This window comes from Pseudomonas sp. PDM31 (genome assembly GCF_019218965.1).
GTDB lineage: Bacteria > Pseudomonadota > Gammaproteobacteria > Pseudomonadales > Pseudomonadaceae > Aquipseudomonas.
In genome coordinates, this window is sequence record NZ_JAHUWS010000010.1 from 151,125 (window position 1) to 177,996 (window position 26,872).

General features: G+C 60.4%; 30 protein-coding genes. 19 read left to right on the top strand and 11 right to left on the bottom strand.

The genetic code is table 11. From position 1 onward, the window contains the following. The first annotated feature begins 227 nt into the window (after positions 1–227). The 3 genes from kdpC (at position 228) to KW839_RS20195 (ending at position 4,314) form a co-directional block, all read left to right on the top strand. Positions 228–773, top strand: coding sequence for a potassium-transporting ATPase subunit KdpC (kdpC, locus tag KW839_RS20185; protein ID WP_218425305.1), 546 nt, complete (start codon positions 228–230; stop codon positions 771–773). Positions 774–915: 142 nt separating this feature from the next. Next, the gene (locus KW839_RS20190) at positions 916–3,567 is read left to right on the top strand and encodes a sensor histidine kinase KdpD (protein ID WP_218425306.1); all 2,652 of its coding nucleotides are present in this window, start codon (positions 916–918) and stop codon (positions 3,565–3,567) included. A 48-nt stretch (positions 3,568–3,615) separates the two neighbouring features. After that, complete coding sequence (locus tag KW839_RS20195; RefSeq protein ID WP_060540913.1) at positions 3,616–4,314, top strand: response regulator; 699 nt, start codon at positions 3,616–3,618, stop codon at positions 4,312–4,314. Between the two features lie 113 nt (positions 4,315–4,427). Here the strand turns inward: KW839_RS20195 and KW839_RS20200 are convergent, their stop codons facing one another. Continuing rightward, on the bottom strand, positions 4,428–5,465 hold the full coding sequence (locus tag KW839_RS20200; protein ID WP_060541017.1) for a patatin-like phospholipase family protein: 1,038 nt from the start codon (positions 5,463–5,465) through the stop codon (positions 4,428–4,430). Between the two features lie 218 nt (positions 5,466–5,683). On the opposite strand from KW839_RS20200, the gene KW839_RS20205 reads away from it, so the two are divergent. From KW839_RS20205 to KW839_RS20215, 3 genes are all read left to right on the top strand, one after another. Beyond that, positions 5,684–5,962 (top strand): hypothetical protein, encoded by a 279-nt coding sequence (locus KW839_RS20205; RefSeq protein ID WP_060540914.1) that lies wholly within the window; start codon positions 5,684–5,686, stop codon positions 5,960–5,962. Between the two features lie 106 nt (positions 5,963–6,068). Next, positions 6,069–6,827, top strand: a complete 759-nt coding sequence (locus tag KW839_RS20210) for a CHAD domain-containing protein (RefSeq protein ID WP_218425307.1) — start codon at positions 6,069–6,071, stop codon at positions 6,825–6,827. 196 nt (positions 6,828–7,023) lie between these two features. Next, the gene (locus KW839_RS20215; protein WP_218425308.1) at positions 7,024–7,818 is read left to right on the top strand and encodes an acyl-CoA thioesterase II; all 795 of its coding nucleotides are present in this window, start codon (positions 7,024–7,026) and stop codon (positions 7,816–7,818) included. Here KW839_RS20215 and KW839_RS20220 read toward each other — a convergent pair whose 3' ends face one another. After that, the gene (locus KW839_RS20220; RefSeq protein WP_218425309.1) at positions 7,819–8,184 is read right to left on the bottom strand and encodes an Mpo1-like protein; all 366 of its coding nucleotides are present in this window, start codon (positions 8,182–8,184) and stop codon (positions 7,819–7,821) included. It lies immediately after the preceding gene. 145 nt (positions 8,185–8,329) lie between these two features. After that, positions 8,330–9,139: a TatD family hydrolase gene (locus KW839_RS20225; RefSeq protein ID WP_060540918.1), complete on the bottom strand. Its 810-nt coding sequence runs from the start codon at positions 9,137–9,139 to the stop codon at positions 8,330–8,332. A gap of 236 nt (positions 9,140–9,375) precedes the next feature. Here KW839_RS20225 and KW839_RS20230 point away from each other — a divergent pair, with 236 nt between their 5' ends. The 3 genes from KW839_RS20230 (at position 9,376) to KW839_RS20240 (ending at position 11,885) form a co-directional block, all read left to right on the top strand. Beyond that, on the top strand, positions 9,376–10,797 hold the full coding sequence (locus tag KW839_RS20230; protein ID WP_060540919.1) for a transglycosylase SLT domain-containing protein: 1,422 nt from the start codon (positions 9,376–9,378) through the stop codon (positions 10,795–10,797). Between the two features lie 95 nt (positions 10,798–10,892). Continuing rightward, the gene (locus tag KW839_RS20235) at positions 10,893–11,327 is read left to right on the top strand and encodes a DoxX family protein (RefSeq protein ID WP_060540920.1); all 435 of its coding nucleotides are present in this window, start codon (positions 10,893–10,895) and stop codon (positions 11,325–11,327) included. Between the two features lie 249 nt (positions 11,328–11,576). Beyond that, positions 11,577–11,885 (top strand): class I SAM-dependent methyltransferase, encoded by a 309-nt coding sequence (locus tag KW839_RS20240; protein WP_218425310.1) that lies wholly within the window; start codon positions 11,577–11,579, stop codon positions 11,883–11,885. A 16-nt stretch (positions 11,886–11,901) separates the two neighbouring features. Here the strand turns inward: KW839_RS20240 and greB are convergent, their stop codons facing one another. Genes greB through KW839_RS20255 form a run of 3 tightly spaced genes read right to left on the bottom strand, consistent with a single transcriptional unit; the run spans position 11,902 to position 15,621 of the window. After that, positions 11,902–12,399, bottom strand: coding sequence for a transcription elongation factor GreB (gene greB / locus KW839_RS20245; RefSeq protein ID WP_218425311.1), 498 nt, complete (start codon positions 12,397–12,399; stop codon positions 11,902–11,904). A gap of 34 nt (positions 12,400–12,433) precedes the next feature. Next, positions 12,434–14,938: an ABC transporter permease gene (locus tag KW839_RS20250; RefSeq protein WP_218425312.1), complete on the bottom strand. Its 2,505-nt coding sequence runs from the start codon at positions 14,936–14,938 to the stop codon at positions 12,434–12,436. Next, complete coding sequence (locus tag KW839_RS20255) at positions 14,938–15,621, bottom strand: ABC transporter ATP-binding protein (protein WP_060540924.1); 684 nt, start codon at positions 15,619–15,621, stop codon at positions 14,938–14,940. Before KW839_RS20255 ends, KW839_RS20250 begins: the two co-directional genes overlap by 1 nt. 10 nt (positions 15,622–15,631) lie before the next feature. On the opposite strand from KW839_RS20255, the gene KW839_RS20260 reads away from it, so the two are divergent. The 3 genes from KW839_RS20260 to KW839_RS20270 all read left to right on the top strand — a co-directional run bounded on the left by KW839_RS20260 (position 15,632) and on the right by KW839_RS20270 (position 17,660). After that, positions 15,632–16,237: an arylesterase gene (locus KW839_RS20260; RefSeq protein ID WP_218425313.1), complete on the top strand. Its 606-nt coding sequence runs from the start codon at positions 15,632–15,634 to the stop codon at positions 16,235–16,237. A 56-nt stretch (positions 16,238–16,293) separates the two neighbouring features. Continuing rightward, a complete protein-coding gene (locus KW839_RS20265; RefSeq protein WP_003226812.1) occupies positions 16,294–16,587 on the top strand; it encodes a hypothetical protein in 294 nt (97 codons plus the stop codon). 101 nt (positions 16,588–16,688) lie between these two features. Then, positions 16,689–17,660 (top strand): L,D-transpeptidase family protein, encoded by a 972-nt coding sequence (locus KW839_RS20270; RefSeq protein WP_060540926.1) that lies wholly within the window; start codon positions 16,689–16,691, stop codon positions 17,658–17,660. 124 nt (positions 17,661–17,784) lie between these two features. Here the strand turns inward: KW839_RS20270 and oprI are convergent, their stop codons facing one another. After that, the gene (gene oprI, locus KW839_RS20275; RefSeq protein ID WP_007943620.1) at positions 17,785–18,036 is read right to left on the bottom strand and encodes an outer membrane lipoprotei OprI; all 252 of its coding nucleotides are present in this window, start codon (positions 18,034–18,036) and stop codon (positions 17,785–17,787) included. Between the two features lie 640 nt (positions 18,037–18,676). Here oprI and KW839_RS20280 point away from each other — a divergent pair. Next, entirely contained in the window at positions 18,677–18,964 is a 288-nt protein-coding gene (locus KW839_RS20280) for a GNAT family N-acetyltransferase (RefSeq protein WP_020800382.1), read from the top strand. Between the two features lie 85 nt (positions 18,965–19,049). Here KW839_RS20280 and KW839_RS20285 read toward each other — a convergent pair whose 3' ends face one another. Together KW839_RS20285 and KW839_RS20290 are read right to left on the bottom strand one after the other, a co-directional pair. Then, complete coding sequence (locus KW839_RS20285; protein WP_060540927.1) at positions 19,050–20,126, bottom strand: 3-deoxy-7-phosphoheptulonate synthase; 1,077 nt, start codon at positions 20,124–20,126, stop codon at positions 19,050–19,052. 182 nt (positions 20,127–20,308) lie between these two features. Then, the gene (locus KW839_RS20290) at positions 20,309–20,752 is read right to left on the bottom strand and encodes a PilZ domain-containing protein (RefSeq protein WP_060540928.1); all 444 of its coding nucleotides are present in this window, start codon (positions 20,750–20,752) and stop codon (positions 20,309–20,311) included. On the opposite strand from KW839_RS20290, the gene KW839_RS20295 reads away from it, so the two are divergent. The 5 genes from KW839_RS20295 to cysB all read left to right on the top strand — a co-directional run bounded on the left by KW839_RS20295 (position 20,751) and on the right by cysB (position 24,703). Next, positions 20,751–21,137 (top strand): co-chaperone YbbN, encoded by a 387-nt coding sequence (locus KW839_RS20295; protein WP_060540929.1) that lies wholly within the window; start codon positions 20,751–20,753, stop codon positions 21,135–21,137. The two genes, KW839_RS20290 and KW839_RS20295, sit on opposite strands and share 2 nt — an antisense overlap. Continuing rightward, positions 21,134–22,090 carry a putative 2-dehydropantoate 2-reductase gene (locus KW839_RS20300; protein WP_218425314.1) on the top strand — a complete coding sequence of 319 codons (957 nt, stop codon included), beginning with the start codon at positions 21,134–21,136 and terminating at the stop codon, positions 22,088–22,090. Before KW839_RS20295 ends, KW839_RS20300 begins: the two co-directional genes overlap by 4 nt. 20 nt (positions 22,091–22,110) lie before the next feature. Continuing rightward, complete coding sequence (locus KW839_RS20305; protein ID WP_218425315.1) at positions 22,111–23,016, top strand: 5'-nucleotidase; 906 nt, start codon at positions 22,111–22,113, stop codon at positions 23,014–23,016. 95 nt (positions 23,017–23,111) lie between these two features. Beyond that, the gene (locus KW839_RS20310) at positions 23,112–23,615 is read left to right on the top strand and encodes a universal stress protein (RefSeq protein ID WP_060540932.1); all 504 of its coding nucleotides are present in this window, start codon (positions 23,112–23,114) and stop codon (positions 23,613–23,615) included. 113 nt (positions 23,616–23,728) lie between these two features. Continuing rightward, positions 23,729–24,703: an HTH-type transcriptional regulator CysB gene (gene cysB / locus KW839_RS20315; RefSeq protein ID WP_053161674.1), complete on the top strand. Its 975-nt coding sequence runs from the start codon at positions 23,729–23,731 to the stop codon at positions 24,701–24,703. A gap of 6 nt (positions 24,704–24,709) precedes the next feature. Here the strand turns inward: cysB and KW839_RS20320 are convergent, their stop codons facing one another. Both KW839_RS20320 and KW839_RS20325 read right to left on the bottom strand, forming a co-directional pair. Beyond that, on the bottom strand, positions 24,710–25,192 hold the full coding sequence (locus tag KW839_RS20320; RefSeq protein WP_218425316.1) for a GreA/GreB family elongation factor: 483 nt from the start codon (positions 25,190–25,192) through the stop codon (positions 24,710–24,712). A 2-nt stretch (positions 25,193–25,194) separates the two neighbouring features. Further along, the gene (locus KW839_RS20325; protein ID WP_060540935.1) at positions 25,195–25,605 is read right to left on the bottom strand and encodes a hypothetical protein; all 411 of its coding nucleotides are present in this window, start codon (positions 25,603–25,605) and stop codon (positions 25,195–25,197) included. Positions 25,606–25,729: 124 nt separating this feature from the next. Between KW839_RS20325 and earP the strand changes: the two genes are divergently transcribed. Further along, positions 25,730–26,872, top strand: a complete 1,143-nt coding sequence (gene earP / locus KW839_RS20330; RefSeq protein ID WP_218425317.1) for an elongation factor P maturation arginine rhamnosyltransferase EarP — start codon at positions 25,730–25,732, stop codon at positions 26,870–26,872.

Genomic DNA, 26,872 nt, shown 5'->3' on the forward strand with positions numbered 1-26,872 from the left:
TGCGCAGGCGCGGAATGGCTCGAAATCCAGCCCTCGCCCCAACCCTCTCCCAGGGGGAGAGGGGACTGATCGAGTTGTTTGTCAGATGTGCTGCACCTGAAGTTGCGAGTCGAACTTCTGTTTTGAAAACGGAGATTGGCCCCCTCTCCCGCCGGGAGAGGGCAGGGGTGAGGGTTGGTTGCAACTGACACCCCGCAATGTTTGCCATTGAATTCGAGGATTGTGAAATGTCCACAATGATACGCCCGGCCCTGAGCCTGCTGGTCCTGATGACGCTGATCACCGGCGTCGCCTATCCCCTGGTCGTCACCGGTGTGGCCCAGGTCGCGTTCCCCGTCCAGGCCAATGGCAGCCTTGTCCGCGATGCCGAAGGCAAGGTCCGTGGCTCGTCGCTGATCGCCCAGGATTTTGTCGGTGACGCCTGGTTCCATTCGCGTCCTTCCGCCGGTGCCTTTGCCACGGTGTCGAGCAGCGCCAGCAACCTGGCGCCGAGCAATCCGGCGCTGGCCACCCGGGTGGTCGACGACGCCGGCAAACTGCTGGTGCCCGGCCAGGGCCCAGTGCCGCTGGCATTGGTCACGACGTCGGGCAGTGGCCTTGATCCGCACTTGCCACCGGCTGCGATTGCCTATCAACTGGCGCGTGTCGCGGCGGTGCGTAATGTGCCGCTGGCGACGCTGCAAAACCTGCTGGATGCGCATATCGAGCGGCCACTGGTGGGGCCGCCGGTGGTGAATGTACTGGCGCTGAACATGGCGCTTGAGAAGTTGTAAAACGGTGGCACGGCAATTCGCGAGCAAGCCCACCCTCACATTCGATCTACAGTGCTACAGAGTTCGAGTGTGGGAGCGGGCTTGCTCGCGAAGGCGGCTTGCCAGTCACCACATCACTACCTGAATGAAGAGATCCCTAAGCATGAGCGACTCCGGCCGCGCCGACGCGCTGTTAGCAAACCTGCCCCGTGATGGCCGTGGCCGGCTCAAGGTTTTTCTCGGGGCCGCGCCGGGTGTCGGCAAGACCTACGCCATGCTGCAAGCGGCGCACAGCCAACTGCGTCAAGGCGTGAAAATCATTGCCGGCGTGGTTGAAACCCACGGCCGCGCCGAAACCGAGGCGTTGCTCTCAGGCTTGCCGCAGCAGCCTTTGCTCCGTTCGGAGTACCGGGGCGTGCAGCTCGAGGAAATGGACCTCGACGCACTGCTGGCGGCCAGGCCGAAACTGGTGTTGGTAGACGAACTGGCCCACACCAACGCCCCCGGCAGCCGCCACGAAAAACGCTGGCAGGACATTCAAGAGCTGCTGGCCGCCGGCATCGACGTGTACACCACGGTCAATGTCCAGCACCTGGAAAGTCTCAACGATCAAGTGCGTGGCATCACCGGTGTACAGGTCCGTGAAACCCTGCCGGACTGGGTCCTGCAGGAAGCTTACGAACTGCTGTTGATCGACTTGCCGCCACGGGAGCTGCTGGAGCGACTGCGCGATGGCAAAGTCTACGTGCCGGAGCAGGCGCGGGCGGCCATCGATGCCTTTTTCTCCCAGACCAACCTGACCGCCTTGCGCGAGTTGGCGATGCAAGCGGCGGCGGCCCAGGTCGATAATGATCTGGCCCAGGGTTATCGTCAGCTCGGCCAGTCGGCCCCGGCGGTGCGTGGTCGATTATTGGTCGGTGTCGACGGTGATGACCAGGCCGAGCGCCTGGTGCGTCATGCCTGTCGTGTGGCCCAGCGCCGGCATTTGCCCTGGAGCCTGGTGCACGTGGACAACGGCAGCGTGCGCGACGAGCAATCGCGCCTGCGCCTGCAAAGTGCCCAGCAACTGGCCGAACGCCTGGGTGGCGAAGTGGTGCTGCTGCGGGCCGGCGAAGTGGCAAAAACCCTGATCCAGCACGCCACCGAACGTCGCGCCAGCCTGCTTCTGGTCGGGCAGTCCAGGCCTCGTTGGCGTCGACGCCTGTTCGGTGGTGGTCTGGCGGCGCGGTTGTTGCGCAACGCCCGGGGCCTGGAAATCAACGTGCTCGACAGTTTTCATGAACGGCATCAGCCGCGTCAGCGTTCGCTGCAACCCTTGGTGTGGTTCGACTACGCCCTGGCGCTGGTGGCGACGGTGCTGGCCAGTGCCTTGGCCTGGGCGGTGTCGAGTGTGCTGGCGCTGCCGAACATCTCGCTGGTGTTCCTCGCCGCGGTGTTGCTGGTGGCGGTACGCAGCAGCCTGGGACCTGCCCTGGTATGTGCGGCGTTGTCGTTTCTGACCTACGACTTTTTGTTCATACCACCGAATTTTTCCTTTCACATCCAGCGCGAAGAAGACGTGCTGACCTTGGTGTTTTTCCTCTTGATGGCGGCGCTTACCGGCAACCTCGCGGCACGTCAGCGCAGGCAGTTGCAGGCCCTGCGCGATACCCAGGAAGAGACTACGGAACTGCTCGATCTGTCGCGCAAACTCACGGCTGCCACCGATCGGCAAGCGGTGGTCAGCGCTGCCGCGCAACATCTCAACGGCTGGAACGATCTGCAATTGTGTCTGCTCAATCGCGATGGGCAAAGCGGCTGGAAAGTCGAAACAGGTGGCCCACTGGAGTTTTCCGAAGCCGAGCGCGCCGCCGCCGATTGGGCCTGGCAACACGATCAACCGGCGGGTGCCGGCACCGGCACCTTGCCATTCGGGAAATGGTGGTGGTGGCCGCTGTCGGTGGAGGATGGACCGCTGGCACTGCTGGGTGTGTGCGCCAAAGAAGGCCATGCCTTGAGCGGCCAACGTCGGCGCCTGCTGACCGCATTGAGCCAGCCCCTGGCTCAGGCCCTGGCCCGGGCACAATTGGCTGACGACCTGGAAGCGGCGCGTCTGCACGGCGAAACCGAGCAACTGCGCAGTGCCTTGCTGGCCTCGGTGTCCCACGATTTACGCACGCCGCTGACCTCCATGCGCGGCAGCATCGACAGCCTGCTGGCGCTTGGCGAAGCGATCCCGCTGGAGGATCGCCGTGAACTGCTCGAAGGCACCCGCGATGAAGCCGAGCGCCTTGATCGCTATATCCAGAATCTGCTCGACATGACACGTCTCGGGCACGGAGCCTTGAAGCTGGCGCGCGACTGGGTGTCGCCGGCGGATATCGTCGGCAGTGCGCTCAATCGTCTGCGCACGGTGCTCTCATCGTTGCAGGTCAGTACCGACGTGCCGGCGCAGCTGCCGCTGCTGTACGTTCACGCCGCTTTGATCGAACAGGCGCTGATCAATGTGCTGGAAAACGCCGCGCGTTTCTCGCCGTCCCACGGGCGATTGCAATTGCGTGCCGGCGCTGACGACAGTGAGCTGTTCTTCTCGGTGAGCGACGAAGGCCCGGGGATTCCGGAAGCGGATAGGACGAAGATTTTCGACATGTTCTACACCGCTGCGCGCGGAGATCGGGGCGGGCAGGGTACCGGGCTGGGGCTGGCGATTTGTCAGGGCATGGTCGGCGCCCATGGTGGACGTATCAGCGTTGCCGATGGCATAGAGGGACGCGGCACCTGCATTACCTTGCATCTGCCTTTGCAGGCGCAGCCAGGATATGAAAGTGAAGCCTGAGCGCGCGTGCGTTACTCTCTTGCCACTCAATTGTGTTGATATGAATTCATGAGCCAGACCACGACCATTCTGGTCATCGACGACGAACCGCAGATCCGCAAATTCCTGCGCATCAGCCTCGCCTCTCAGGGCTATAAAGTGTTGGAGGCCGGAACGGGCAGCGAAGGGCTGGCCCAGGCCGCGCTGAACAAGCCGGACCTGCTGGTGCTCGACCTCGGCCTGCCGGACATGGACGGCCAGCAGGTGCTGCGCGAGTTTCGCGAATGGTCGACGGTGCCGGTGCTGGTGCTCTCGGTGCGTGCCGGCGAGGGGCAGAAAGTCGAGGCCCTGGATGGCGGCGCCAATGACTACGTGACCAAGCCGTTCGGCATTCAGGAATTTCTCGCGCGGATTCGCGCCTTGCTGCGTCAGGCGCCAGTAGGTGAAGCCCGGTCGGCGGCGCTGACTTTTGGCCCGTTAACTGTCGACCTGGCCTATCGCCGGGTGTTGCTCGACGGCGTTGAAGTCGCGTTGACCCGCAAGGAGTATGCGGTGCTCGCGCAACTGGCGCGGCATCCCGGGCGGGTGATTACTCAGCAGCAGTTGCTCAAGGATATCTGGGGGCCGACTCATACCGAGGACAGTCATTATCTGCGGATTGTTGTGGGCCATTTGCGCCAGAAATTGGCGGACGACCCAACCCGACCGCGGTTTATCGTGACCGAGGCGGGGGTGGGGTATCGGTTGTTGAGTGAGGGCAGCCTTTAGTCCAAGTATTGTCTCATCGCGAGCAGGCTCGCTCCCACTTTGCAATGCATCCCCCGTGGGAGCGAGCCTGCTCGCGATGAGGACCTGACCTTCACCGGGAAATTTCCAGATGCTCAGTTCTGCTCACTCTCATACCGATCCAGCGTATCCCGCGCAATCTCCCGGCCCAGGGCGATCAACTCCGGCGCCTTGTAGAACTCGAAGAACCGGCATACCCGCTTCGGCACGTTGATCAGGATATCCGGCGGATAGCCGGCGATCTTGTACTGCGCCAATGAAGTCTGCATCACCTCGAAACTCTGGTTGATCAAATCCAGCAAGGACGCAGGTCCCACGTTGTCGATGATGAATGAGCCCGTGGCGGAGCGCGGCGCGCCTGAAGCCTCTGGAGCGGCTGCCGGTTGCTGGGCTTCGGGCTCGGCAGACTCGATCCACGGGTTGGGATCGGCCCCTTCGGCCCTGAAGGCCTCCTGTTCCAGTATCAGCAGTTGTTCCGCCTGTTTACGCCGGAACGGAAACTTCGAGCCCAGGGAGTTGATCAGGCTGTCGAACCGGGTCTTGAACGCGGCGGGACGCTGGATCACCGGTAATTGATAGTGACGCTGGTTGGTGGAGTTGAGGTTGACCGCGATGATCAGGTCGCAATGGCTCGATACCACCGGCACGATCGGCAACGGGTTGAGAATGCCGCCGTCTACCAGCATGCGATTACCCTGCATCACCGGGGTGAACAGGCTCGGGATTGCCGCCGACGCGCGCATGGCTTGATGCAGGCAGCCTTCCTGGAACCAGATTTCCTGCTGGTTGGTCAGGTCGGCGGCCACCGCCGTGTAAGGGATGCGCAGGTCTTCGATATTGATGTCGCCGACGATCTTGCGGATCTGCCCGAATACTTTCTCGCCGCGAATCGCTCCCAGGCGAAAGCTGACGTCCACCAGGCGCAGCACGTCGAGATAGTCCAGGCTCTCGATCCAGTCGCGGTACTCGTCGAGTTTGCCGGCGGCATAGATGCCGCCTACTACCGCTCCCATGGAGCACCCGGCGATGCAGGCAATGTCATAACCGCGCCGTTCGATCTCTTCGATGACGCCGATATGCGCATAACCCCGCGCTCCTCCGGAGCCCAGTACCAATGCAACACGCTTTTTCATGAACCACCCTCGTTTGATCAGCTTCAACAATGCACCCATCGACAGGCATGCATCAATCGCCAAGGTCGTCTGGTGAGCCAGGGGTGTCGTATTTTCGACACTTGATGGCGGCATGTGGTCGTGGTGGCGCTATAGTTTGCGCGTCAGGTCCGAGGCACTTTTCAGGTGCCAGGCCGTCTTAACTGCATGACTGTTTCCCATCTGTAGAGGAGTAAATGATGAAAGCCTGGATTTGTGTGCCCCTGATCGCTCTGGCGCTTGCCGGTTGTGCCGGTAAAACCGCCTACCGCGACAGCTGTGGTAGCCAGCTCGATGCAGCATGGCATGAGCTGGACCTGGCCAAGGCTGAGGGTTTCGCCGGGACTGTCAGCTACTCCAAGGCCCTGTCGTTGTTGACCGCGGCCAAGACGCAGCAGCAATTCGAAGGGTTCGAAGGCTGTACTCACAAAGCCGAGAAGGCACGCTTCTATATCCGCGAATCCCGCGCGGGCCGCTGAGGTAAAAAACAGTTACAAGTTATAGGCTGCAAGCTGCAAGTCGAACCTGTCACGTTTGACTTGTAGCTGGAAGCTGGCAACTTGCCGCTGTTTACGGAGTAAACCGATGATCAATCGATTGGTGGCCCATGTCCTGGGTCTGGAAGTTCGATTACTGGCCTGTCAGGCGCGCTTGAACCAGCGTACCGACCCGGAGGCCTTGCACGATCTGCGTACCACGATGCGTCGCCTGCGCAGCCTGTTGCGGCCGCTGCGCGGCTTGCCCGGCGTAGAGCAGCTCGAAGCAGCGGCCTCGAGCGTGGGCGATCTGACCACACCGTTGCGTGATCGCGAGGTGATGGCGGCGTATTTGCTCGAACACGATCAAGCCGAAGCCGGACAGCGGCGGGCGGCGCAAATGGCCAAGGCGTATCCGCTGGTAGCGACCAGTCCCGAGCTGGCGCAGTTGCTGATCATCCTTGACGCTTTTCCGCGTTTTTTACGCGCCAGCGAGCGGCAGGGCTTGCTCAAGGGCCTGCGCAAGCGCATCGAAAAGCGTCTGGACAAACAGTGGACGAAACTCGACTCGGCCCTGCAGGACCCGGCGCACGACCGTCATCGCCTGCGTTTACTGATCAAACGCGTGCGTTATGGTATCGATGCCTACCCTGAACTGGATCGCCTGCCAAAAAAGGCAATGCCTCGATTGAAGTCGGCGCAAGGCGCGCTGGGTGACTGGCACGATTGCGTGCAGTGGCTGGCCCTTGCCGAGCATGAGGCCGATTTGCAGCCGTGTGTCGCCGTCTGGAAAGCCAACATGGCCAAGGCCGAACAGCGTTCCGACCGTGTCCTCGACAAACTCAGCGCTGACTGTTTCAAATCCTGAGTTCAAGCACCCCTGTACGAGCTGCCGCAGGCTGCGATCTTTTGATTTTGCTTTTCAAGATCAAAGCATCGCAGCCTGCGGCAGCTCCTATTGATGGCGCGGCTCATCTGTCAGCCAATTTGGCCGGAACAGGTGCTGTATCCGTCTCGCCGGCTGGTTAAGATCCCTACATACTTTTCCTGTCCTTGAGGTTTTCATGCGCTTTTCCGATCTGCTCGACGCCGTCCGCCGCCAGCCGCAGGGACTTTCTATTCCGGCATCCTGGGCACAGGGGCGAGCCAGTTTCGGTGGCCTGGTGGCCGCTTTGCAGTACGAAGCCATGCGGGCCAGAGTTCCAGCGGAGCGTCTGGTGCGCTCGCTGGCGATCACCTTCGTTGGTCCGGTTGAGCCTGAAGTTCCGGTGAGTTTTGAAGTTGACGTGCTGCGTGAAGGCAAGGCGGTCAGTCAGGTGCTGGGGCGGGTCATGCAGAAAGGGCAGGTGGTGACCCTGATCCAGGGCAGCTTTGGCGCTTCGCGCCCATCGGAAGTGGCGGTGACGGCGCAACCGGCGCCAGAGATGAAACACTGGGATGATTGCCAGGAACTGCCGTTCATCGAAGGCGTTGTTCCAGAATTCATGCGCCACCTGGCGATGCGCTGGAGTGTTGGCGGGCTGCCGTTCACCGGCAACACCTCACGGCAGATGGGTGGCTGGGTGCGCTTGCGCGGGGACCAGGAAGAGGCAGTCGGTGAAGCGCACATTCTGGCACTGGTGGACGCCTGGCCACCCGCCTTGATGCCGTTTTTGAAGAAACCGGCGGCAGGTAGCACCCTGACCTGGACCATTGAGTTCGTCCAGCCGTTGCTCGAACTGAGTACGCTGCACTGGTGCAAATACCTGGTTGAAACCGAGCATGCCGCCGACGGTTACGGGCATGCCGCAGCGAAGATGTGGAGCGCGGATGGCCGGTTGATCGCGATGAGCCGCCAGACCGTGACGGTTTTTGCCTGATCAGTGACGGCGGTGGCGCTCACGCCAGGCGCGCCACCAGCCATCGCTGAGAAAAAAGCGCGGGAAGGTCAGGAACTGTTCGACCAGCAACCGCGATACGGCGTCCTTGCGGTCACTGAACGGTTCTGAGGCTTGCTCTTCCAGGCTGTGACCGTGGCGTTGCAAGCCCAAGGCGGCAATCAAGCCGACCACGCCGATGGCGAAGTTAGCCAGGTTCAGGCCGAAGACCCCGGACACGATCAGGAGAAAGGCGACGATGAACAGCGGCACGGCGATCAGATGCAGCACCAGATTGGCCGGGTGCTGGTGATTGCCCGGGTAGGCACGCCATTGCCAGGCGGGAAGGTTGGGATGACGTTTGCCCATGATGCTGATCCTCAATCCGTACTGAACTCATGATTGAAGGATAGGCCCGGTCAGTGAGGACGGCGAATCAACACTGGCTATCAGGGCGATAGGGGGCATGGTCAAATTTAATGTTGCCCGGCTCCCTCTCACAGAAGATTTGAGACTATTGGGAAATCGCGGGCAAACCGAAGAACGCCCGTGCACATGCAGTCGTGTGCGCGGCCAGATCTTCATGGGTTTCACCGCGATGCAAGGCCACTTCACGCAAGACTTCAGTCAGGTATGCAGGCTCGTTACGCCCGTTCTTCGGCTTGGGTCGCAGGCTGCGCGGCAGCAGGTATGGCGCATCGCTTTCCAGCATCAGGCGCCCGCGCTTAATCTCCCGAACCAGCGGATGCAGGTGCGTGCCCCGGCGTTCATCGCAGATCCACCCGGTAATACCGATATGCAGGTCCAGGTCGAGATAACTGAACAGCGCTTTCTGTTCTCCGGTGAAGCAATGCACTACCGCGGCCGGCAGTTGATCACGGAAGTCGCGTAGGATCTCCAGCAATCGCTGGCTGGCATCACGCTCGTGCAGGAACACAGGCAACTGCAACTCGACCGCCAGCGCCAGATGTTCTTCGAGTACCTTTTCCTGCTGTGGGCGCGGCGAGAAGTCGCGATTGAAGTCCAGCCCGCATTCGCCCACGGCCACCACATTCGGCTCCTCGAGCAGGCTACGCAGACGCCGGGCGCTGTCGGCATTCCAGTCGCTGGCGGAGTGGGGGTGAATGCCCGCCGTGGCGAACAGCTGCTGAGTACTTTCATCCAATTGCCGGCACAGTTCCAGCGCCTGCTCGCTGCCCTCGACGCTGGTGCCGGTGAGCACCAATTGGCAGACCCCGGCGGCGTAGGCGCGGTCGAGTACGGCCTGGTGTTTGTCGGCAAAACTGGGGTTGGTCAGGTTGACGCCGATATCGATGAGTTGCATGGTTCTACCTCGGACCAAAGGCCGGAAAGCATATCAGAGCCACGGATTTAAAAGAAAAGCCAAGAACTACAATGAGTTAAAGGTGTCTCTTGAGGCGCGAACGCGGTTGTATTGGTAGTTTTGATGTCATTGTGCCAGTCTTTCTCGCTTTGCCAGTGTCGTGAACATTGGACTTTTGTCGCCGAATTAGATGCCGTTCGTCATGAGCGCGGTCTCATTACTTTTCCGGAGAGTGGATGATTCGTCCCTCGGTTCTGCTACTGCTGTGCTGCTCGCTTCTACTGCCGTTTCCGGCGGTCGCGCGTCTGCCCGGGCCACTGCAAGCCGTGCCGACAGCAAAGGTGCGTGACCTCTCGGAAATTCGCAGCAGTCGCGTGTTGCGGGTGCTGGTCAATCAGAGCCGTAACAGTTCCGGCGAAGTCCAGGGGCAGGCCATCGGGGTCGAATACCATCGGCTGCGGGCCTTTGAGCAATACCTCAACGGACACGCCCGGGACGGCCAGGAAGTCACCCTCAAAATCATCCCCAGGGCCAAGGATCAATTGCTCGGCGCGCTGCAGCGCGGAGAGGGCGACCTGGTGGCCCCCGGGGAATTGCTTGATCTGCAACCGGGCTACGCCGTCAGCAGCAGCGAGCCGATTGCCAGCAACATTCCACTGGTTTTGGTGGGCATCAAAGGTGAACGGCGCTATACCCGTCTCGAACAACTCTCGGGTAAAACCCTGGCCTTGCCCGCCGGCAGCGCCGCCGGTGACGCCGTCAGTCAAATCAATCAAAAACTCGCGCTGCACAAGTTGCCGCCGGTGACGATCGAGTGGGTCGATCCCAGTCTGGCGGTCGAGGATGTGCTGGAGATGGTGCAGGGCGGGATCTTTCACCTGACCATCGTTGAGCTTCCGATCGCCGAGCGCTGGGGCAAGATCCTGCCTAAATTGCGTCTGGACCGACAGGTGCAGATCAGCGAACCGGGCGAAGAGTTCTGGTTCGTGCGCCGCGATGCGTCGATGTTACGAGCCAGCATCGATCGCTTCCTTACCGGCTACAAATCACCATCGGATCAGGATGCCGCATTCCTGCGGATCTATCGCCGTCTGTATCAAGTGCATTATCCCTTGGCCAAGGCGGATCGCCAGCGCCTGGAAAAACTGCGCCCGGTATTGCAAAAGCATGCCGCAGCTCAAGGCATGGACTGGCTGAACCTGGCGGCGCTGGCGTTCAAGGAGTCGGGCCTGCAGCCGCCGGCCCGTAGCGGCGGTGGGCCGACCGGCCTGATGCAGATCACGCCTTCCGCTGCCCAGCGGGTGGGGGTGAACAACTTTCAGGAACTCGACGGCAATGTACAGGCCGGGGCCAAGTACCTGGCGTTGATCCGCCGCAAGTTCTTTGCCAGTCCCAAACTCAATGAAAGAGAGCGTATGGCCTTCGTGCTGGCGGCCTACAACATCGGGCCGGAGCGGGTCCAGGGAATGCGCGCCGAAGCTCGCCGGCGCGGGTTGAATCCCAATCAGTGGTTCTTCCAGGTGGAACGTATCGCCATGGAGCAAGTGGGAATGGGACCTGTCAGCTATGTTAATAGCGTGAACAAGTATTACCTGGCGTTCGATCGAGAACGCGAGTCACTGGAGCCCCAGGGACAAAAGGTGGTATCAAGTAAATAATCGAAATATTCGATGGTGATGTTGAATTTTTTGCGCTTTTAACATGGAATTTACTGATTAATATAGCGGCCAACCCACTACAAGGAAGCAACAGCATGAGCACATTGATCAACAGAGTACTGTTTACCCGCGCCGGCTACGGTTTGACGGTATTGCGCATCTTCGTCGGCATCATCTTCGCGGCCCATGGCGCGCAGAAGCTCTTCGGGGCATTCGGTGGTTACGGGTTGGCCGGCACCGCGCAGTACATGGAAAGCATCGGCCTGGCGCCGGGCTACCTGATGGCGACGCTGGCGGGGGGGACCGAGTTTTTTGGCGGCCTGGCCTTGATCATCGGCCTGCTGGCTCGTCCGGCGGCGCTGGGCCTGACCTTTCTTTCGCTGGTGGCGATTTTCTCGGTACACATCAGCAACGGTCTGTTCATGGCCAACAACGGCTATGAGTTCGCCCTGGCCTTGCTCGGTGGCAGCATCGCGGTGTTGATCGAAGGCGCCGGCAAGCTTTCGGCGGACCGCCTCATCGCCGACTGACCGCTCTGGTTCAATGATAAAGGCCTGCATTGCGCAGGCCTTTTTTGTTTTGCGTCATTCTTGACACTGTCCGGTCAGCTTCTCTAGGATGTTGCTCATGCGCCGATTTAAACAGCTACTTGCGGGGCGCCAGGTGACTCATTCAGTCACCGACAGAAGCTTGAAACAGGCTTCGAAATACCGCTAAAGCGCTGGTTCGGTGTTGCCTCTCACCTGCCATGCAGACTTTTGAGGCAGAGACACGACACAATGAATGCATTAAACCCTGTTATACGTCCCGCGCCGATCACGGCACATCTCACCCAGCGCAATCCAAAAATCCTGCTTGGCGGCAACCATCAGCCGACGCTCCTGCGGTATCTCGACGGCTGGCCACGTCGTACCGGCGGTCCGGCAGCCTTCCTGATCCAGTTTGTCGAAGACGGTGAATCCCTGGCCCGTTTTGCCAATGACAGTTTTGATCTGGCGGTGATTCAGTCCCCCAGTGTCGAAGAGGCTCCCGAGGTCATCAAGCAACTGACCCGTGTCGCCCGGCAAGGCCTGATTACCCGCCGTTGACTCACCGCGTTGCATTTCAGGGATATTCGATCGCAACGATGTACACGCACTGCTCGCCGGTCGGCGTCTGCACCCGGACCTCGGCGTCGAGTGCCTTGCCGATCAGGGCTCGGGCCAGTGGTGAGTCGATGCTGATCAGGCCCAGTTTCAAGTCCAGTTCATCCGGCCCGACAATGCGGTACCGTGCCTCCTTGCCGTCCTCGTCTTCAATCGTGACCCAGGCGCCGAAATAGACCTTGTTCGGATCACTGGGTTTTTCGCTGACGACCTTGAGCGCTTCCAGACGTTTGGTGAGAAAGCGCACGCGACTGTCGATCTCGCGCAGCATCTTTTTGCCGTAGGTGTATTCGGCGTTTTCCGAACGGTCGCCCTGGGCGGCGGCTTCGCTTACCGCCTGAGTCACTTGCGGGCGGCGCACGTGCCACAGTTCATGAAACTCGGCACGCATCCGCGCTTCACCTTCAGGGGTGATCAGCGCGGTGCCGGCGGTGCGGGGAGGGCGGTAACGGCTCATGGCAACTTCTTTTGAGGGTTATGGCTGGAGTCTATCAACCCTCGCGCAGGACTGTCAGGGGGCTGGCGTTCAAGGCGCGACGGGTACCGAACACACCGGCACCACCGATCAACACGGCACCGATCAATGGCAGTACCAACAGCCACGGATGCGGATGCCACGGCAGGTCAAACGCATAACGGTAGAGCACCAGGCTCACGACTTCCGAACCCAGTGCCGCCAACAAGCCACTGACCGCGCCGAGCAAACCAAACTCGATACGCCGAGCCTTGACCAGTAATTGCCGCTCTGCGCCCAGCGCCCGCAGCAGTGCGCCTTGGCGAATGCGTTCATCCAGCGTCGCCTGCAAGCCGGAGAACAACACCGCCATCCCCGCCGCCAGTACGAACAACAGCACGTATTCCACCGCCAGAGTGACCTGGGCGAGGATGCTGCGCAGTTGCTCCAGCAACGCTTCGACTTGCAGGATCGTCACTGCCGGAAAACTGCGGGACAGGTCAACGATCTGCTGGTCATGGCCGGCCGCCAGATAAAAACTGGTCAGGTAGGTCGCCGGCAGGTCCTTCAGGGTGCCGGGCTGGAAGATCATGAAGAAGTTGGGCTGGAAATTGTCCCAGTTGATCTCGCGCAGACTGGTGACTTTCGCCTCGCGGTTGATTCCGCCGACGGTGAAAATCATATGGTCGCCGAGCTTGAGCTTCAGGCTTTCGGCAACCTTGCCTTCCACCGACACCCCTGGAATATCGTCGGGTGCCTGATCGCTCCACCATGTGCCCGCGGTGATTTTATTACCCGCGGGGAGGTCCGCCGCCCAGGTCAGGCTCAGGTCGCGCTGGATGGCGCGATCACCCGCCGAGTCCTTGCTGACAATTTCCCGCACCGGGTCACCGTTGATGCTGATCAGGCGCCCGGGCACTACCGGGTACAGCGGCGCCGATTGTGCCGACACGGCGATCAGTCGATCGGTGAAGGCCTGTTTGTCTGCCGGCAGGATGTTCAAGGCGAAATAATTGGGTGCGTTTTTCGGCAACTGATTCTGCCAGGTGTCCAGCAACTCGCCGCGCAGCAGGGCGATCAGCGCCATCGACAACAGAATCAGGCCGAAGGCCAGGGATTGCCCTGCTGCTGCCAGCGGATGACGCAGTAATTGACCGAGTCCAAGCCGCCAAGGCAAGGACGCGCGAGCGAGCAGGCGCCGCAGGCTTTTGAGCAGCAGCAACAGCAGTCCGCCCAGCACCAGCGCTGCAATCACCCCGCCGCCGAGCAGGGCGAAGGTCAGCACCAGGTCCAGGCTCAGGCGCCACATGATCAGCCCGAGGGCGCCCAGTGCCGCGCCGTAGACCATCCAGGTGCTGGAAGGAATCGGCAACATGTCGCGACGTAATACCCGCAGGGGTGGAACCCGACCCAGGGCCGCCAGAGGTGGCAAGGCAAAGCCGGCCAGGGCCACAAGCCCCGTACCGATTCCGGCGAAGGCCGGAAACAGGCCGCCCGGCGGCACATCGGTCGGCAGCAGATCATGCAGCAGGGCGAACAGGCCGAGTTGCGCCAGCCAGCCAATGGCGGCGCCGCTGAGACTGGCGAGCAGTCCCAGGACGGTCAGCTGTAAACTGAACAGCAGCAGGGTTTCCCGACGGGACAACCCCAGGCAGCGTAACAACGCACTGGCATCAAAGCGCCGGGTGGCGAAGCGCGTTGCCGACAGCGCCACCGCGACACCGGCCAGCAACACCGCCACCAGACTGGCCATATTCAGATAACGCTCGGCCTTGCCCAGCGCGCCACCGATCTGCCGGTTGCCATCTCGGGCGTCCTGCAGGCGCTGGTTGGCGGCGAGCCCCGGTTTGATCAGTTGCCGATAGGTTTCCAGCGCTTGGGCATCGCCGCGCCACAGTTCGCGGTAGCTGACCCGGCTGCCCGGTTGCACCACGCCAGTGGCCTGCAGGTCACTGAGATTGATCAACACCCGCGGCGTCAGGCTGTAGAAGTTGCCGGCACGGTCCGGCTCGTAGGTCAGCACGCGTGCCAGCTTCAGGGTTTTCATGCCCACGTCGATGCTGTCGCCGATCTTCAGCTCCAGCGCCGTCAGCAGTCGCGCCTCGACCCAGGCTTCACCGGGTTTCGGTCCACCGCCTGGCTCTTGCGGGGCAAAAGGGGTGGGGGCACTCTTGAGTTCGCCGCGCAGCGGATAGACGTCGTCGGCCGCCTTGATGCTGGACAGCTGGATGCCGTTGTCGGTGGCGATGACACTGGAGAACTCCACCACCTGTGCATGTTCGAGTCCTAGTCCCGTGCCGCTACTGATCTGTTCCGGCCGTGCCGGCGAACTGCCTTCGAGCAACAGGTCGGCACCGAGGAACTCGGTGGCGCGCAACATCATGGCGCCGTTCAGGCGGGCGCCGAAGTAGCCGATGGCAGTACTGGCGGCTACGGCCACCAGCAGGGCGAAAAACAACACGCGCAACTCACCGGCGCGGGCGTCGCGCAATAACTGGCGGATGGCGAGACTGAACAGGCGCAACAGCGGCATGCGTACCATCAAGGCTCCAGAGGGGCGACCAGCAGGCCGGCTTCAAGACGGATCAGGCGCCGGCAGCGATGGGCCAAGCGTTCGTCGTGGGTCACCAGCACCAGGGTCGTGCCGCGCTCTTTGTTGAGTTCGAACAGCAGGTCGCTGATGCGCTCGCCCGTATGGCTGTCGAGGTTGCCGGTGGGCTCGTCGGCGAACAGCACGTCGGGTTCGGCAGCAAACGCACGGGCAATCGCCACGCGTTGCTGCTCACCACCGGATAGTTGGCGAGGCGAGTGAGTCAGGCGTTGGCCAAGGCCCACCCGCTGCAGCAATTGGGTGGCGCGTTCACGGGCATCTTTGCGCCCGTCGAGCTCAAGCGGCAGCATGACGTTTTCCAGGGCGTTGAGACTGTCGAGCAGCTGGAACGACTGGAAGACAAATCCCACATGCTCGGCACGAATGCGAGCGCGCTGGTCTTCATCGAGGTTGCTCAGGCCTTGCCCGGCGAGGGTGACCTCACCGCTGCTCGGCAGGTCGAGGCCGGCCAGCAGGCCCAGCAGGGTAGATTTGCCGGAACCGGAAGCGCCGACGATGGCCAGGCTGTCGCCCTTGTTCAGTTCCAGGCTGAGTTCGTGCAGGATGGTCAGTTCACCTTCCGCGCTGGGGACCACTTTGCTAAGGTTCTTCGCGGTGAGAATGCTTGCGTCCATGGAGAATCCGATGCGTGTGTGGTTTTTGAGTGCCGGCCTGGCCTTGATGTGCATGGCCCAGAACGCAGCGGCCGGTACTGTGCTGATCGTTGGCGATAGTATCAGCGCCGGTTTCGGGCTGGATACCCGGTTGGGGTGGGTGTCGTTGCTGGAGCAACGGCTCAAAGGGGAAGGTTTTGACGATAAAGTGATCAATGCCTCCATCAGTGGTGACACCAGTGCAGGAGGCCAGGCGCGCCTGCCTGCGCTGCTTGCAGAGCATAAGCCTGAGGTGGTGATCCTCGAGTTGGGTGGCAACGATGGTCTGCGCGGGCTGTTGCCAACACAATTGCAACAAAACCTTGCGTCGATGATCGACAGCTCCCAAGCCAGCGGTGCCAGGGTGCTGTTGCTCGGCATGCAATTGCCGCCCAATTACGGCGCCCGCTACACCACAGCCTTCGCCGAGGTCTACAGCAATCTGGCTGAGGAGAAAAAAGTCCCGCTGGTGCCATTTTTCCTTGAAGGTGTGGGCGGTCATCCGGACCTGATGCAGGCCGATGGCATACACCCGGCGGCCGGGGCCCAGAGCAAATTGCTGGATAATGTCTGGCCCACCCTAAAACCGCTGTTATGACTCTTTTCTAGGCGCGGGCTTTCGGCTAAGGTGGCGCCCCCGATTTGGAGCCCCCGATGCCGCGTCCCGCCTGGTCACTTTTTGCCTATCAACTGATCGAGCCTGACGAGCAGCTGGATCTGTTCGCCTGCCAGGAAGTGCGGGTGCATCTGGTGACCCGTCAACTGGAGTTGGGCGGCTCGGCAGACCGGACCTTGTGCGGCAGCCTGTTGCCGGCACAGCCCCGCTGGTCTAGCGTCGATCGTCGGGTGTTCCAGGATCAGCGCCTGTGTTCGCTGTGCCGCGCCATCCTCGAGTCGCAGAAGCGCGGCACCTCGCCCATCTGGCCGGAACTGCGGTTCGAGTTGTGAAGCAGCAACGTTAGCTTACTATCGGCCAACTCCCCGAATCACTGGGCAGCGGTGTACAATCTCGCGCCTATACCCTCTGTTGATCACGAAGGATTTTCCGGATGTTGCCGCGCTTTCCTGCCGTCACCCGCTGCCTGACTCTTGCTGCCCTGTTTGTGGCCGGCCCAGTTGCAGCATTGGAGCTTCCCCTGCCACCGCCCGGCGAAGACATCATTGGCCAGGTCCAGGTGATAAAGGCCAAGTACGAAGACACCTTCGCCGACCTCGGTACCGCTTACGACCTGGGCTACACGGAAATGGTTGCGGCCAACCCGGGCGTCGATGCATGGTTGCCGGGTGCCGGCACCGAAATCATTCTGCCGACCCGTTTCATCCTGCCGCCGGGACCGCGTGAAGGCATTGTGATCAACCTGGCCGAATACCGCCTCTACTACTACCCGAAAGGCCGGAACGTGGTGTACACCTTCCCGCTGGGTATCGGTCGTGAGGGCTGGGGCTCGCCGATTGCCCATACCAGCATCACCGCGAAGACACCGAACCCGACCTGGACCCCTCCAGCGTCGATCAAGGCCGAGCACGCCGCCGACGGTGATCCGCTGCCCAACGTGGTGCCGGCAGGCCCGGACAACCCGCTGGGGCCGTTCAAGTTCACATTGGGCACGCCGGGCTACCTGATCCACGGTTCGAACAAGAAGTTTGGCATCGGCATGCGCACCAGCCATGGCTGCTTCCGCATGTTCAACAACAACGTGCTGGAAATGGCCGGCATGGTGCCGGTGGGGACGTCGGTGCGGATCATCAATGACCCGTACAAGTTCGGCATGAGTGGCGGCAAGGTTTATCTGGAAGCGCACACGCCGCTGGACGACAAGGGCAACCCTTCGGTGGTCGACAAGCACACCGCGGTGATCAACGCGATGCTCAAGCGTGAAGACATCACCAACAACCTGCGCATGAACTGGGATGTGGTGCGTGATGTGGTTGCGGCTGAAGACGGTCTGCCGGTGGAAATCGCGGTACCGGGGACGGCTGCGCCGATGGTGTCGAGCACGCCGCTCGACCTGCAGCAGTAACGCCTGCGAAGAGCCCGCCGGCGCTGACTGCGCCGGCGGGTTTTTTATTGCCTGGAGGAAACGCCGGGCAATAAAAAAGCCGACCCAAAAAATGGGTCGGCTTGATAACAATCCCGAAGGATTATTACTTGCGGCTAGCTTTGTCCAGCATGCGCAGAGCACGCTCGTTAGCTTCGTCAGCAGTCTGTTGTGCTTTTTGAGCAGCAGCCAGAGCTTCATCAGCTTTACGGTAAGCTTCGTCTGCACGAGCCTGGGAGCGAGCAGCTGCGTCTTCAGTAGCGGTCAGACGTGCTTCAGTTTCTTTGGATGTGCTGCTGCAACCGGTAGCCAGAACTGCGGCCAGAGCCAGAGCAGAGAATTTCAGAACGTTGTTCATCGTGTTCCCCTTCAAGGACTTTCTATTAAGTGACTGTCTCCTCAGAGTGAGGAAATAGCCGGCGTACATACTACCCATTACTTGTAGTAAGTAAAACTGACGTGAAGCAAGAAGCATAAAAAATTGTAGGCGTTGATTCTTTTTCGAGCAACTTTTAACGACATTGTATAAAAAATATCCAGCTACAAGCCCCGATCCTGAGCGCGCCGCAGCGGAAAAGTTCCCAGTTTACGGGCTCTTTTTGCCGACCTTGGCTAAAGGCAGTCTATATGGATTCGTTTACACTTTTATTCGGATTTTGCGCGGTGCGTCCCATATCTTTCACCATGTTCAGGTGACTTTAACAAAGGGCGTTCGTCTCAAGTCTCAACATCCGGCAATGTTCAGGCTCTCGACCTTGGGGGGATCTACGGTCGAGCCCTTCCTGCGTGACCCGGGGCAGCACCCGCCAACCTGTGTGATGACGAGCGTACCTTGAGCATTTCTGCCAATGGTGCCTACTATTTGTACGTGCTCGGTAACGCGAGATCGGTGCAGCTCTTCTCGGTGTCCATTCTGGCACGGGGTGGCGTAGATGTTCCTTCGCCGGAAAAACATCGGTAAGGTAGGGGTCGGAAATCCAGACCCGCGAGGAGTAGTGATGAGCGAGGCGTTGTCCATCCACCATGACCAGGCTGGTCATCAGTTCGAGACCAATGTGGACGGTCATCGTGCCTATCTGACCTATATGGATCTGGGGAAGCAGACCCTGGATATCTATCGAACCTTCGTGCCCAACGCATTGCGTGGTCGCGGCATTGCGGCGGCACTGACCGAGCAGGCTCTGCAGTACGCCGAGGAAATGGGTTACACCGTCATTCCATCGTGCTCCTACGTCGAACGCTACATGGAACGTCACCAGCGCCATGCCGCCAAGCTGAGCCAGTGAGCTTCAGTAAAACGAACGCATAAAAAAACGCCGGGTTCAGCCCGGCGTTTTTTTGTCTGCGTTTTTTGTGCGGCTAAACAGGCGATCAGGTGCGAGCGCGCTTGGGCAGCACATCCTTGAGCTTGGCATGCATGCTGCGCAAGGTGTTCTCTGTGGCGGTCCAGTCGATGCAGGCATCGGTGATCGACACGCCGTATTGCAGATCGGCGAGGTCTTTCGGGATTGCCTGGCAGCCCCAGTTCAGATGGCTTTCAACCATCAGGCCGATGATCGACTGGTTGCCTTCGAGGATCTGGTTGGCAACGTTCTCCATCACCAGCGGTTGCAGGGCCGGGTCTTTGTTGGAGTTGGCGTGGCTGCAATCGACCATGATGTTGGGCTTGATCTTCGCTTTGTTCAGCGCCTGTTCGCACAGCGCAACGCTCACCGAGTCATAGTTCGGCTTGCCGTTGCCACCGCGCAGCACCACGTGACCGTAGGCATTGCCCTTGGTGGTGACGATCGACACGCCACCTTCCTGGTTGATGCCCAGGAAGCGGTGCGGGCTGGAAACCGACTGCAGGGCGTTGATCGCAACGGTGAGGCCGCCGTCGGTGCCGTTCTTGAAGCCGACCGCCGAGGACAGGCCGGAAGCCATCTCACGGTGGGTCTGGGATTCGGTGGTACGAGCGCCGATGGCCGACCAGCTGATCAGGTCCTGCAGGTATTGCGGGGAGATCGGGTCGAGGGCTTCGGTGGCGGTCGGCAGGCCCATTTCGGCCAGGTCCAGCAGCAATTGGCGACCAATGTGCAAGCCATCCTGGATCTTGAACGAGTCGTCCAGATACGGGTCGTTGATCAAGCCTTTCCAGCCCACGGTGGTACGTGGTTTCTCGAAATACACGCGCATGACCAGATACAGGGTATCGGACACTTCTGCCGCGAGCACTTTGAGGCGCTCGGCGTACTCGTGCGCCGCCTTGATGTCGTGGATCGAGCAAGGCCCGATGACGACGAACAGGCGGTGGTCGGTACCATCGAGAATGTTGCGAATGACTTCGCGGCCCTTGGTGACGGTGCGCAGGGCTGCGTCGCTCAGGGGGATATCGCGCTTGAGCTGATCTGGAGTGATCAGTGTCTCGTTGGAGGCGACGTTTAGGTCGTTGATCGGTAAATCAGCCATCGTTTACTCGTCAGGTCACGGGTGCGGCCGCCAGCGAACCCGCGCGGCGGAGCACAGCAAATTAAGCGCGTCGGGGAGCCGAACCTTAGCGCGTTACACCGTGGCTCGACAATGGGCAGACGCGGGTTTGGAGGGCATTCTCAAACAGTTTTCCCCTCGTGCCGGGGAAAACGAGAATGTTTCTAATCCAGCGCAGGTTGGGCAAATGCCTTGTGCACCGATTCGTGGGAGAATTCGTTGGCATGTTCCTGCACCCATTCGAGGGCCAGGGCCTGAATACCCTGCAGGTCGTCGTGGCTGTCATGCAGGCGACAGTAGCGCTCAATCTGGCAGACTTGCTCGCCCATTCGGGCGCTAAACAGTGTCTGTTCGTCGACAAAGGCAATACCGACCAGATAACCGCGCTTGCGTCGCAGGCACCAGGCGACATACCCCAGATAACGCATGTCCGGATTCAGGGTTGGCATGCGCACTTCCAGCGCCGTACCGTGGCGCCATGCACGGTGATAATTGCAAGCCATGCCCCCCAGGCTGATAGTGTGCAGCTGTTGCCGCGAGATGCATTCGGGTTTGAGCAAGGTCAATTCGACGGGTATATCGTCAGGATGAGGAAGAAAACGTCCCATGAGCACGGACTCCATGTGTCGGTCATCTGACATTGTTTTCCCCAGTATAGTGGTCGAATCGGAACTGACCGATTTCGACGCCGACCAACGGCTGCTGGCGATGAGCGGTGTTTCGCTGGTTGTGTTTACCAGCGTTGGCTGCGCCAGTTGCCGTTATGCCCGCGAGCAACTGCCCGGACTCGAACTGGCGGTCGATCGACTGTGCTGGATCGATGCCGGAAACAATGGCGGGCTGGTCGAGCGTTATTCGGTTTTTCACTTGCCGGCACTGTTTGTCGTGCGTGACGGTGAGTTTTATGGGGCATTGCAATCGCGCCTGACCCGTATCGAGCTGAATGCAGCCTTGGGCCAGGCGTTGGGTGGAACAGCAGAGGAGTTGCCATGAAGGGGACAGTTGCCAAGCCGGTAGTGGGCATTATCGGGACGGGCGCAATTGGCGGTTTCTACGGTGTGATGCTGGCGCGGGCAGGGTTTGATGTGCATTTTCTGCTGCGCAGCGAGTTCAGCGCGGTGGCCGAGCGCGGCCTGCACGTTGATAGCGCGCCCCATGGCGCGCTGACGTTGAATCCGGTTCAGGCTTATTCGTCGGCTGAAGACATGCCACCCTGCGACTGGTTGCTGGTCGGCGCAAAAACCACCAGCAACGCGGATCTGGCACCGGCCATACTCAAGGCCGCGGCGCCGGGGGCGAAAGTGCTGCTGCTGCAAAATGGCCTGGACGTGGAAGACAGCTTGCGCCAATTGCTCCCCGACTCACTGCATGTGCTAGGCGGGCTTTGCTATATCTGCGTCCATCGCGAAGGCCCCGGGGTGATCACTCATCAGGCGCTCGGCGCGGTGCATGTCGGCTATCACAGCGGTTGTGCCGATGAAGCGGCGCGCACAGCGATCGTCGAAGAAGGCGTCGGCCTGTTCCGCGCTGCCGGCATCGACTCCCAGGCCATGGCGAACCTTAATCAAGCGCGCTGGCTGAAACTGGTATGGAATATTCCCTACAACGGTCTTTCGGTTGTGCTGGGGGCAAGCACCACACCGCTGATGGCCGATGCCGATAGCCGTATGCTGGTCAAGGCATTGATGGATGAAGTGGTCCAAGGCGCCATCGCCTGCGGTCATGAGGTGCCGACGGGTTACGCCGAGCATTTGTTCAAGGTCACCGAGAATATGCCCGACTACTGGCCGAGCATGTATCACGACTTCCTGCACAAGCGACCACTGGAGCTGGCCGCGATCTATGCCCGTCCGCTGGTGGTGGCCAGGGCGGCGGGATGTGAGATGCCGCGCATCGAGGCGTTGTATCGTAGCTTGAGTTTTATTGAACGACGCAACCTGGGTTGATCGACCCGAGGGGGAAGGGCATGCCGAAGGTTATTGACGACAAACTGGTGCTGGCGATTTCTTCGCGGGCGCTGTTCGACCTGAGTGAAAGCCACAAGGTTTACGAGGCGAGTGGTGTCGAGGCCTACCGGCAATATCAGATTGAACACGAGGACGAAATCCTCAAACCCGGCGATGCCTTTCCGTTGGTGCAAAAGCTCTTGAGCCTCAATGCCAGGCTGGGCCGCGCCCGGGTCGAGGTGATTCTGGTGTCGCGCAACAGTGCCGACACCGGCCTGCGGGTGTTCAACTCGATCGACCATTACGGGCTGGCGATTTCCCGCGCGGCATTTGTCGGCGGGCGCAGTCCGTACCCCTATCTAAAGGCCTTTGGCTGCGACCTGTTTCTCTCGACCCACGCCGAAGACGTACGCAATGCACTGGACGCCGGGTTTGCAGCGGCGACCATTTTGTCCGGCGGTGCCAGCCGCGCGGCCAGTGACGAATTGCGCATCGCCTTCGATGGCGATGCGGTGTTGTTCTCCGACGAGTCGGAGCGTGTCTATCAGTCCGGTGGTCTGGAAGCGTTTCAGGCCAGCGAACGTCAAGCCGCCCGTGAGCCATTGCGCGGCGGGCCGTTCAAGGGGTTTCTTGCCGCACTCAATCTGTTGCAGCGCGAGTTTGCGGACGACGCCTGTCCGATCCGCACCGCCCTGGTGACGGCCCGGTCGGCTCCGGCCCATGAACGGGTTATCCGTACCTTGCGCGAATGGGATATTCGTCTGGACGAGTCGCTGTTTCTTGGGGGCCTGACCAAGTCGGCGTTTCTCGAGGCGTTCGCGGCCGATGTGTTTTTCGACGATCAGGCCGGGCATTGCGAATTGGCCCGTGAAGTCGTCGCCACCGGTCACGTACCCCATGGCATCAGCAATGAGCTAAAGGTTTAACCCCGCCGTTCAATGTGTTACGCCGGACGTCGTAGTCGCCAAGGCACTGCTAAGCTGAATCAAATCCGAGCCATCTTGCCACTCAAGGAGGTCATATGATTCGTTCGATGTTGTATGCCACCGACCTCGGACTGTACGCACCTGTAGTGATGCAGCACGCCCTGGAGCTGGCTCGAACCTTCAATGCCAACTTGTATGTGGTGCACGCGGTCGAGCCCATGGGGCTGTTTGCCGAATCTGTATTGCAGAGCTATCTCGATGAGCAGGCACTGAACGAGTTCCACAGCCAGGGTCTGAATACGGTGATAGCCAACATTGAACAGCGCGTACTGGACAGTTTTCGTGAAGAGTTGGGTGAGGATGGCGAGCATGACCTGGCGCGCATCCAGGCGGTTCGCGTGCTGCAGGGGGATCCGGCGCAGGTGATTCTGGAGCAGGCGCAGAAACTCTCCGTGGATTTGCTGATCGTAGGTAGTCACAGCCAGGGGGCAGGTGTGGACACGCCATTGGGGCGCACCGCAGCGCGTGTGCTGCAGCTGGCCAAGGTGCCGGTCTATCTGGTGCCGCTGGTGCAACGTCGTCGCCAGGGGGATTTCTAGAGCATCAATAGTGGCAGTCTGATAAAAAAGTTCTAGATTTATTCTTCACGCCATTAATATAGTTATATACCGTCGCTGATGCCCGTGGCGTCTACCTGCTTTGAGGGATTGATATGAAGCTTCAACAATTGCGCTACATCTGGGAAGTGGCGCACCACGACCTCAACGTTTCCGCTACAGCCCAAAGCCTTTACACCTCTCAACCGGGTATCAGCAAACAGATCCGCCTCCTTGAAGACGAACTGGGCGTCGAAGTTTTCGCCCGCAGCGGCAAGCACCTGACCCGCGTCACACCAGCCGGTGAGCGCATCATCACTACCGCTGGCGAGATTCTGCGCAAGGTCGAAAGCATCAAGCAGATTGCCCAGGAGTTCTCCAACGAGAAGAAAGGCACGCTGTCGATTGCCACCACTCACACCCAGGCGCGATATGCGCTACCGCCGGTGATCAGCAATTTCATCAAGCAATACCCGGATGTTGCCCTGCACATGCACCAGGGCTCGCCGATGCAGATCGCCGAAATGGCCGCTGACGGCACCGTTGATTTCGCCATTGCCACCGAAGCGCTGGAACTGTTCGGCGACCTGGTGATGATGCCGTGCTATCGCTGGAACCGCTGTGTGGTCGTGCCACAGGGGCACCCTTTGACCAAGCTGTCGAAGCTGACTCTCGAAGCGCTGGCCGAATACCCGATCGTGACTTACGTGTTCGGTTTCACCGGCCGCTCGAAACTCGACGAAGCCTTCAGTCATCGCGGCCTGACGCCGAAAGTGGTGTTCACCGCGGCCGACGCCGACGTGATCAAGACTTATGTGCGTCTGGGCCTGGGCGTAGGCATCGTGGCGAAAATGGCCGTCGATACCAAACTCGACAGTGACCTGGTGGTACTCGATGCCAGCGAGCTGTTCGAATCCAGCGTGACCAAGATCGGTTTCCGTCGCGGCACCTTCCTGAGGGGGTTCATGTGCGACTTCATCGAGAAGTTCGCGCCGCACCTGACCCGCGAAGTCATGGCCAAAGCCATTGCGTGCCACAACAAGCAGGAGCTGGAAGAGCTATTCGACGGCGTCGAACTGCCCGTTCACTGATTTTGGCTAGACGACCTCGGTGACAGCGTACTGTTGCCGGGCACCCGCCACCAGAATCTCCACCTCATCACCCTCGAACTTGCCCAGCAGGCTTTTGCCCAGGGGAGAGCGGGGGGTGATGACGGTGATCAGCTGGCCCACCAGATCGACTTTCAAACCTGCCGCGTCGGGCGCCAGAAACAGCCATTGCTCGCGACCCTTTTCGTCTTCGAGCCCGAGCAACGCGCCCACTTCAATGCCCCGCCGAGCGTCGTAGGCACGCAGTACCATATTCTGGCAGAGCGTCAGCGACTGGCGAATTTCCTCCACCCGCCTGGCCTGCCCGGCCGCCAGGTAAGAGGCTTCCAGGCCCAGGGTGTCGTACTTGTTCTCGGCGATGTTTTCTTCGTGGGTCGCGGTTTCGTAAGCGGTTTGCGCAGCACGTTCGGCGATGTCGAGATCGATCCGCAGCTTGTCGAGAATCAGTTGGTGGACGCTGAGTTTGTTCATGATCAATCGCAGAACTGCAGGACGTTGGCGCGACTTTTTTCGCTGGGTATGGTCCGGTCCTGCTGCAGCCAGAACTGGCAGGCAGGATTGGCCAGATTGCGGCCGCTGCTGCGCGCCTGGTCGAGTCGTTGCTGTTGTTCATTCTTGCGCAGGTTTTCTTCGTACTGGTCGAACAGCGGGCTCTGCGCCGGGATGTCCGGTACCGGTTGCGCCGCTACCGGCGGTTTGGCCAGTTGCTCGATCGCTGCCGAGACCGGGGCCAGTTGCTCGCTGAACAGCAGGCGCGAAGCGAGCCAGCAGGTCAGCGCGATGGCGACGAAACCCAGCCATACACCGAGGGCAATACTGCCGGTCAGTTGCAGGGCATTGAGCCGGATCGGCAAGTGACGGCGGGGGGTGGCACGGTAGGTCATGGTTGCCTCCTGGCGAAGGGTCGCGGGCGAGTGCCGATTGTCGCATGAAGATTAATTGCCGTCGGCTCTTCTGCGCGGGGTAATTTATGCGGACAATCGGCGCCTTTGCCAACGGGAGCCCGCAATGCCTGAACTGAAAACCCGCTGGGATATATTTTGCACCGTGGTGGATAACTTCGGCGACATTGGCGTGACCTGGCGCCTGGCCCGGCAACTGGTAGCCGAACAGGGTCTGGCGGTACGCCTGTGGGTCGATGATCTGCGGGCTTTCGAGCGTCTGTGCCCGGATATCGACATCCACCTTTCGCAGCAGTGGCAACAGGGTGTCGAGGTACGTCAGTGGCCCGCCGAGTGGCCGCCGACGCAAGCTGGCGATGTGGTGATTGCCGCGTTCGCCTGCCAGTTGCCCGGCGCTTACATGGAGGCCATGGCGGAGCGGGAAAAACCGCCGCTGTGGATGAATCTCGATTACCTGAGCGCCGAGGACTGGGTGATTGGCTGCCACGGCTTGCCTTCGGTGAAGTACAAGAATGTGCAGAAGTACTTTTTCTTCCCCGGATTCCAGAAGGGCACCGGCGGTCTGTTGCGTGAGCGCGAGTTGCTGGAGCAGCGCCGGCAATTTCAGCAAAGTCCCGAAAGCCAGCGAACATTCCTGCAAGGTCTGGGAGTTGATCGCGCGCCGGGCGCGCAGTTGATCTCGCTGTTTGCCTACGAAAATACCGGGCTGGCCAGTTGGCTCGATGCAATGGCCGCAGATTCGACGAGCACTCATCTGTTGGTGCCCGAAGGTCGGATTCTTGGCGATGTCGAGTGTTGGCTCGCAGAGAAGGGGCTGGCAGCCGGCGCCGTGCATGTACGGGGTGCCTTGACCGTGCAAGTGCTGCCGTTCGTCCGCCAGGATCAATATGACCGCTTGTTGTGGTGTTGCGATTTCAATGCCGTGCGCGGCGAAGATTCCTTCGTGCGCGCCCAATGGGCCGGCCGGCCGTTGCTCTGGCACATCTATCAGCAGGAAGAAGACGTCCACCTGGACAAGCTCGAAGCCTTCCTGGAACTCTATGTAAAGGGCCTGTCTGAACCTGCGGGCGAGGCGATCAGCGGTCTATGGCGAGCATGGAATGCCGGTGAGAAAATGACCGACCACTGGCAATCCACTCGTAAACACTGGCCAGAGCTGGAAAAACACGCCGAGAAGTGGTGTCTGGAACAGGCCTTGCAGGCCGATCTTGCCACGGCGCTGGTACAGTTTTATGGAAATTGGATATGA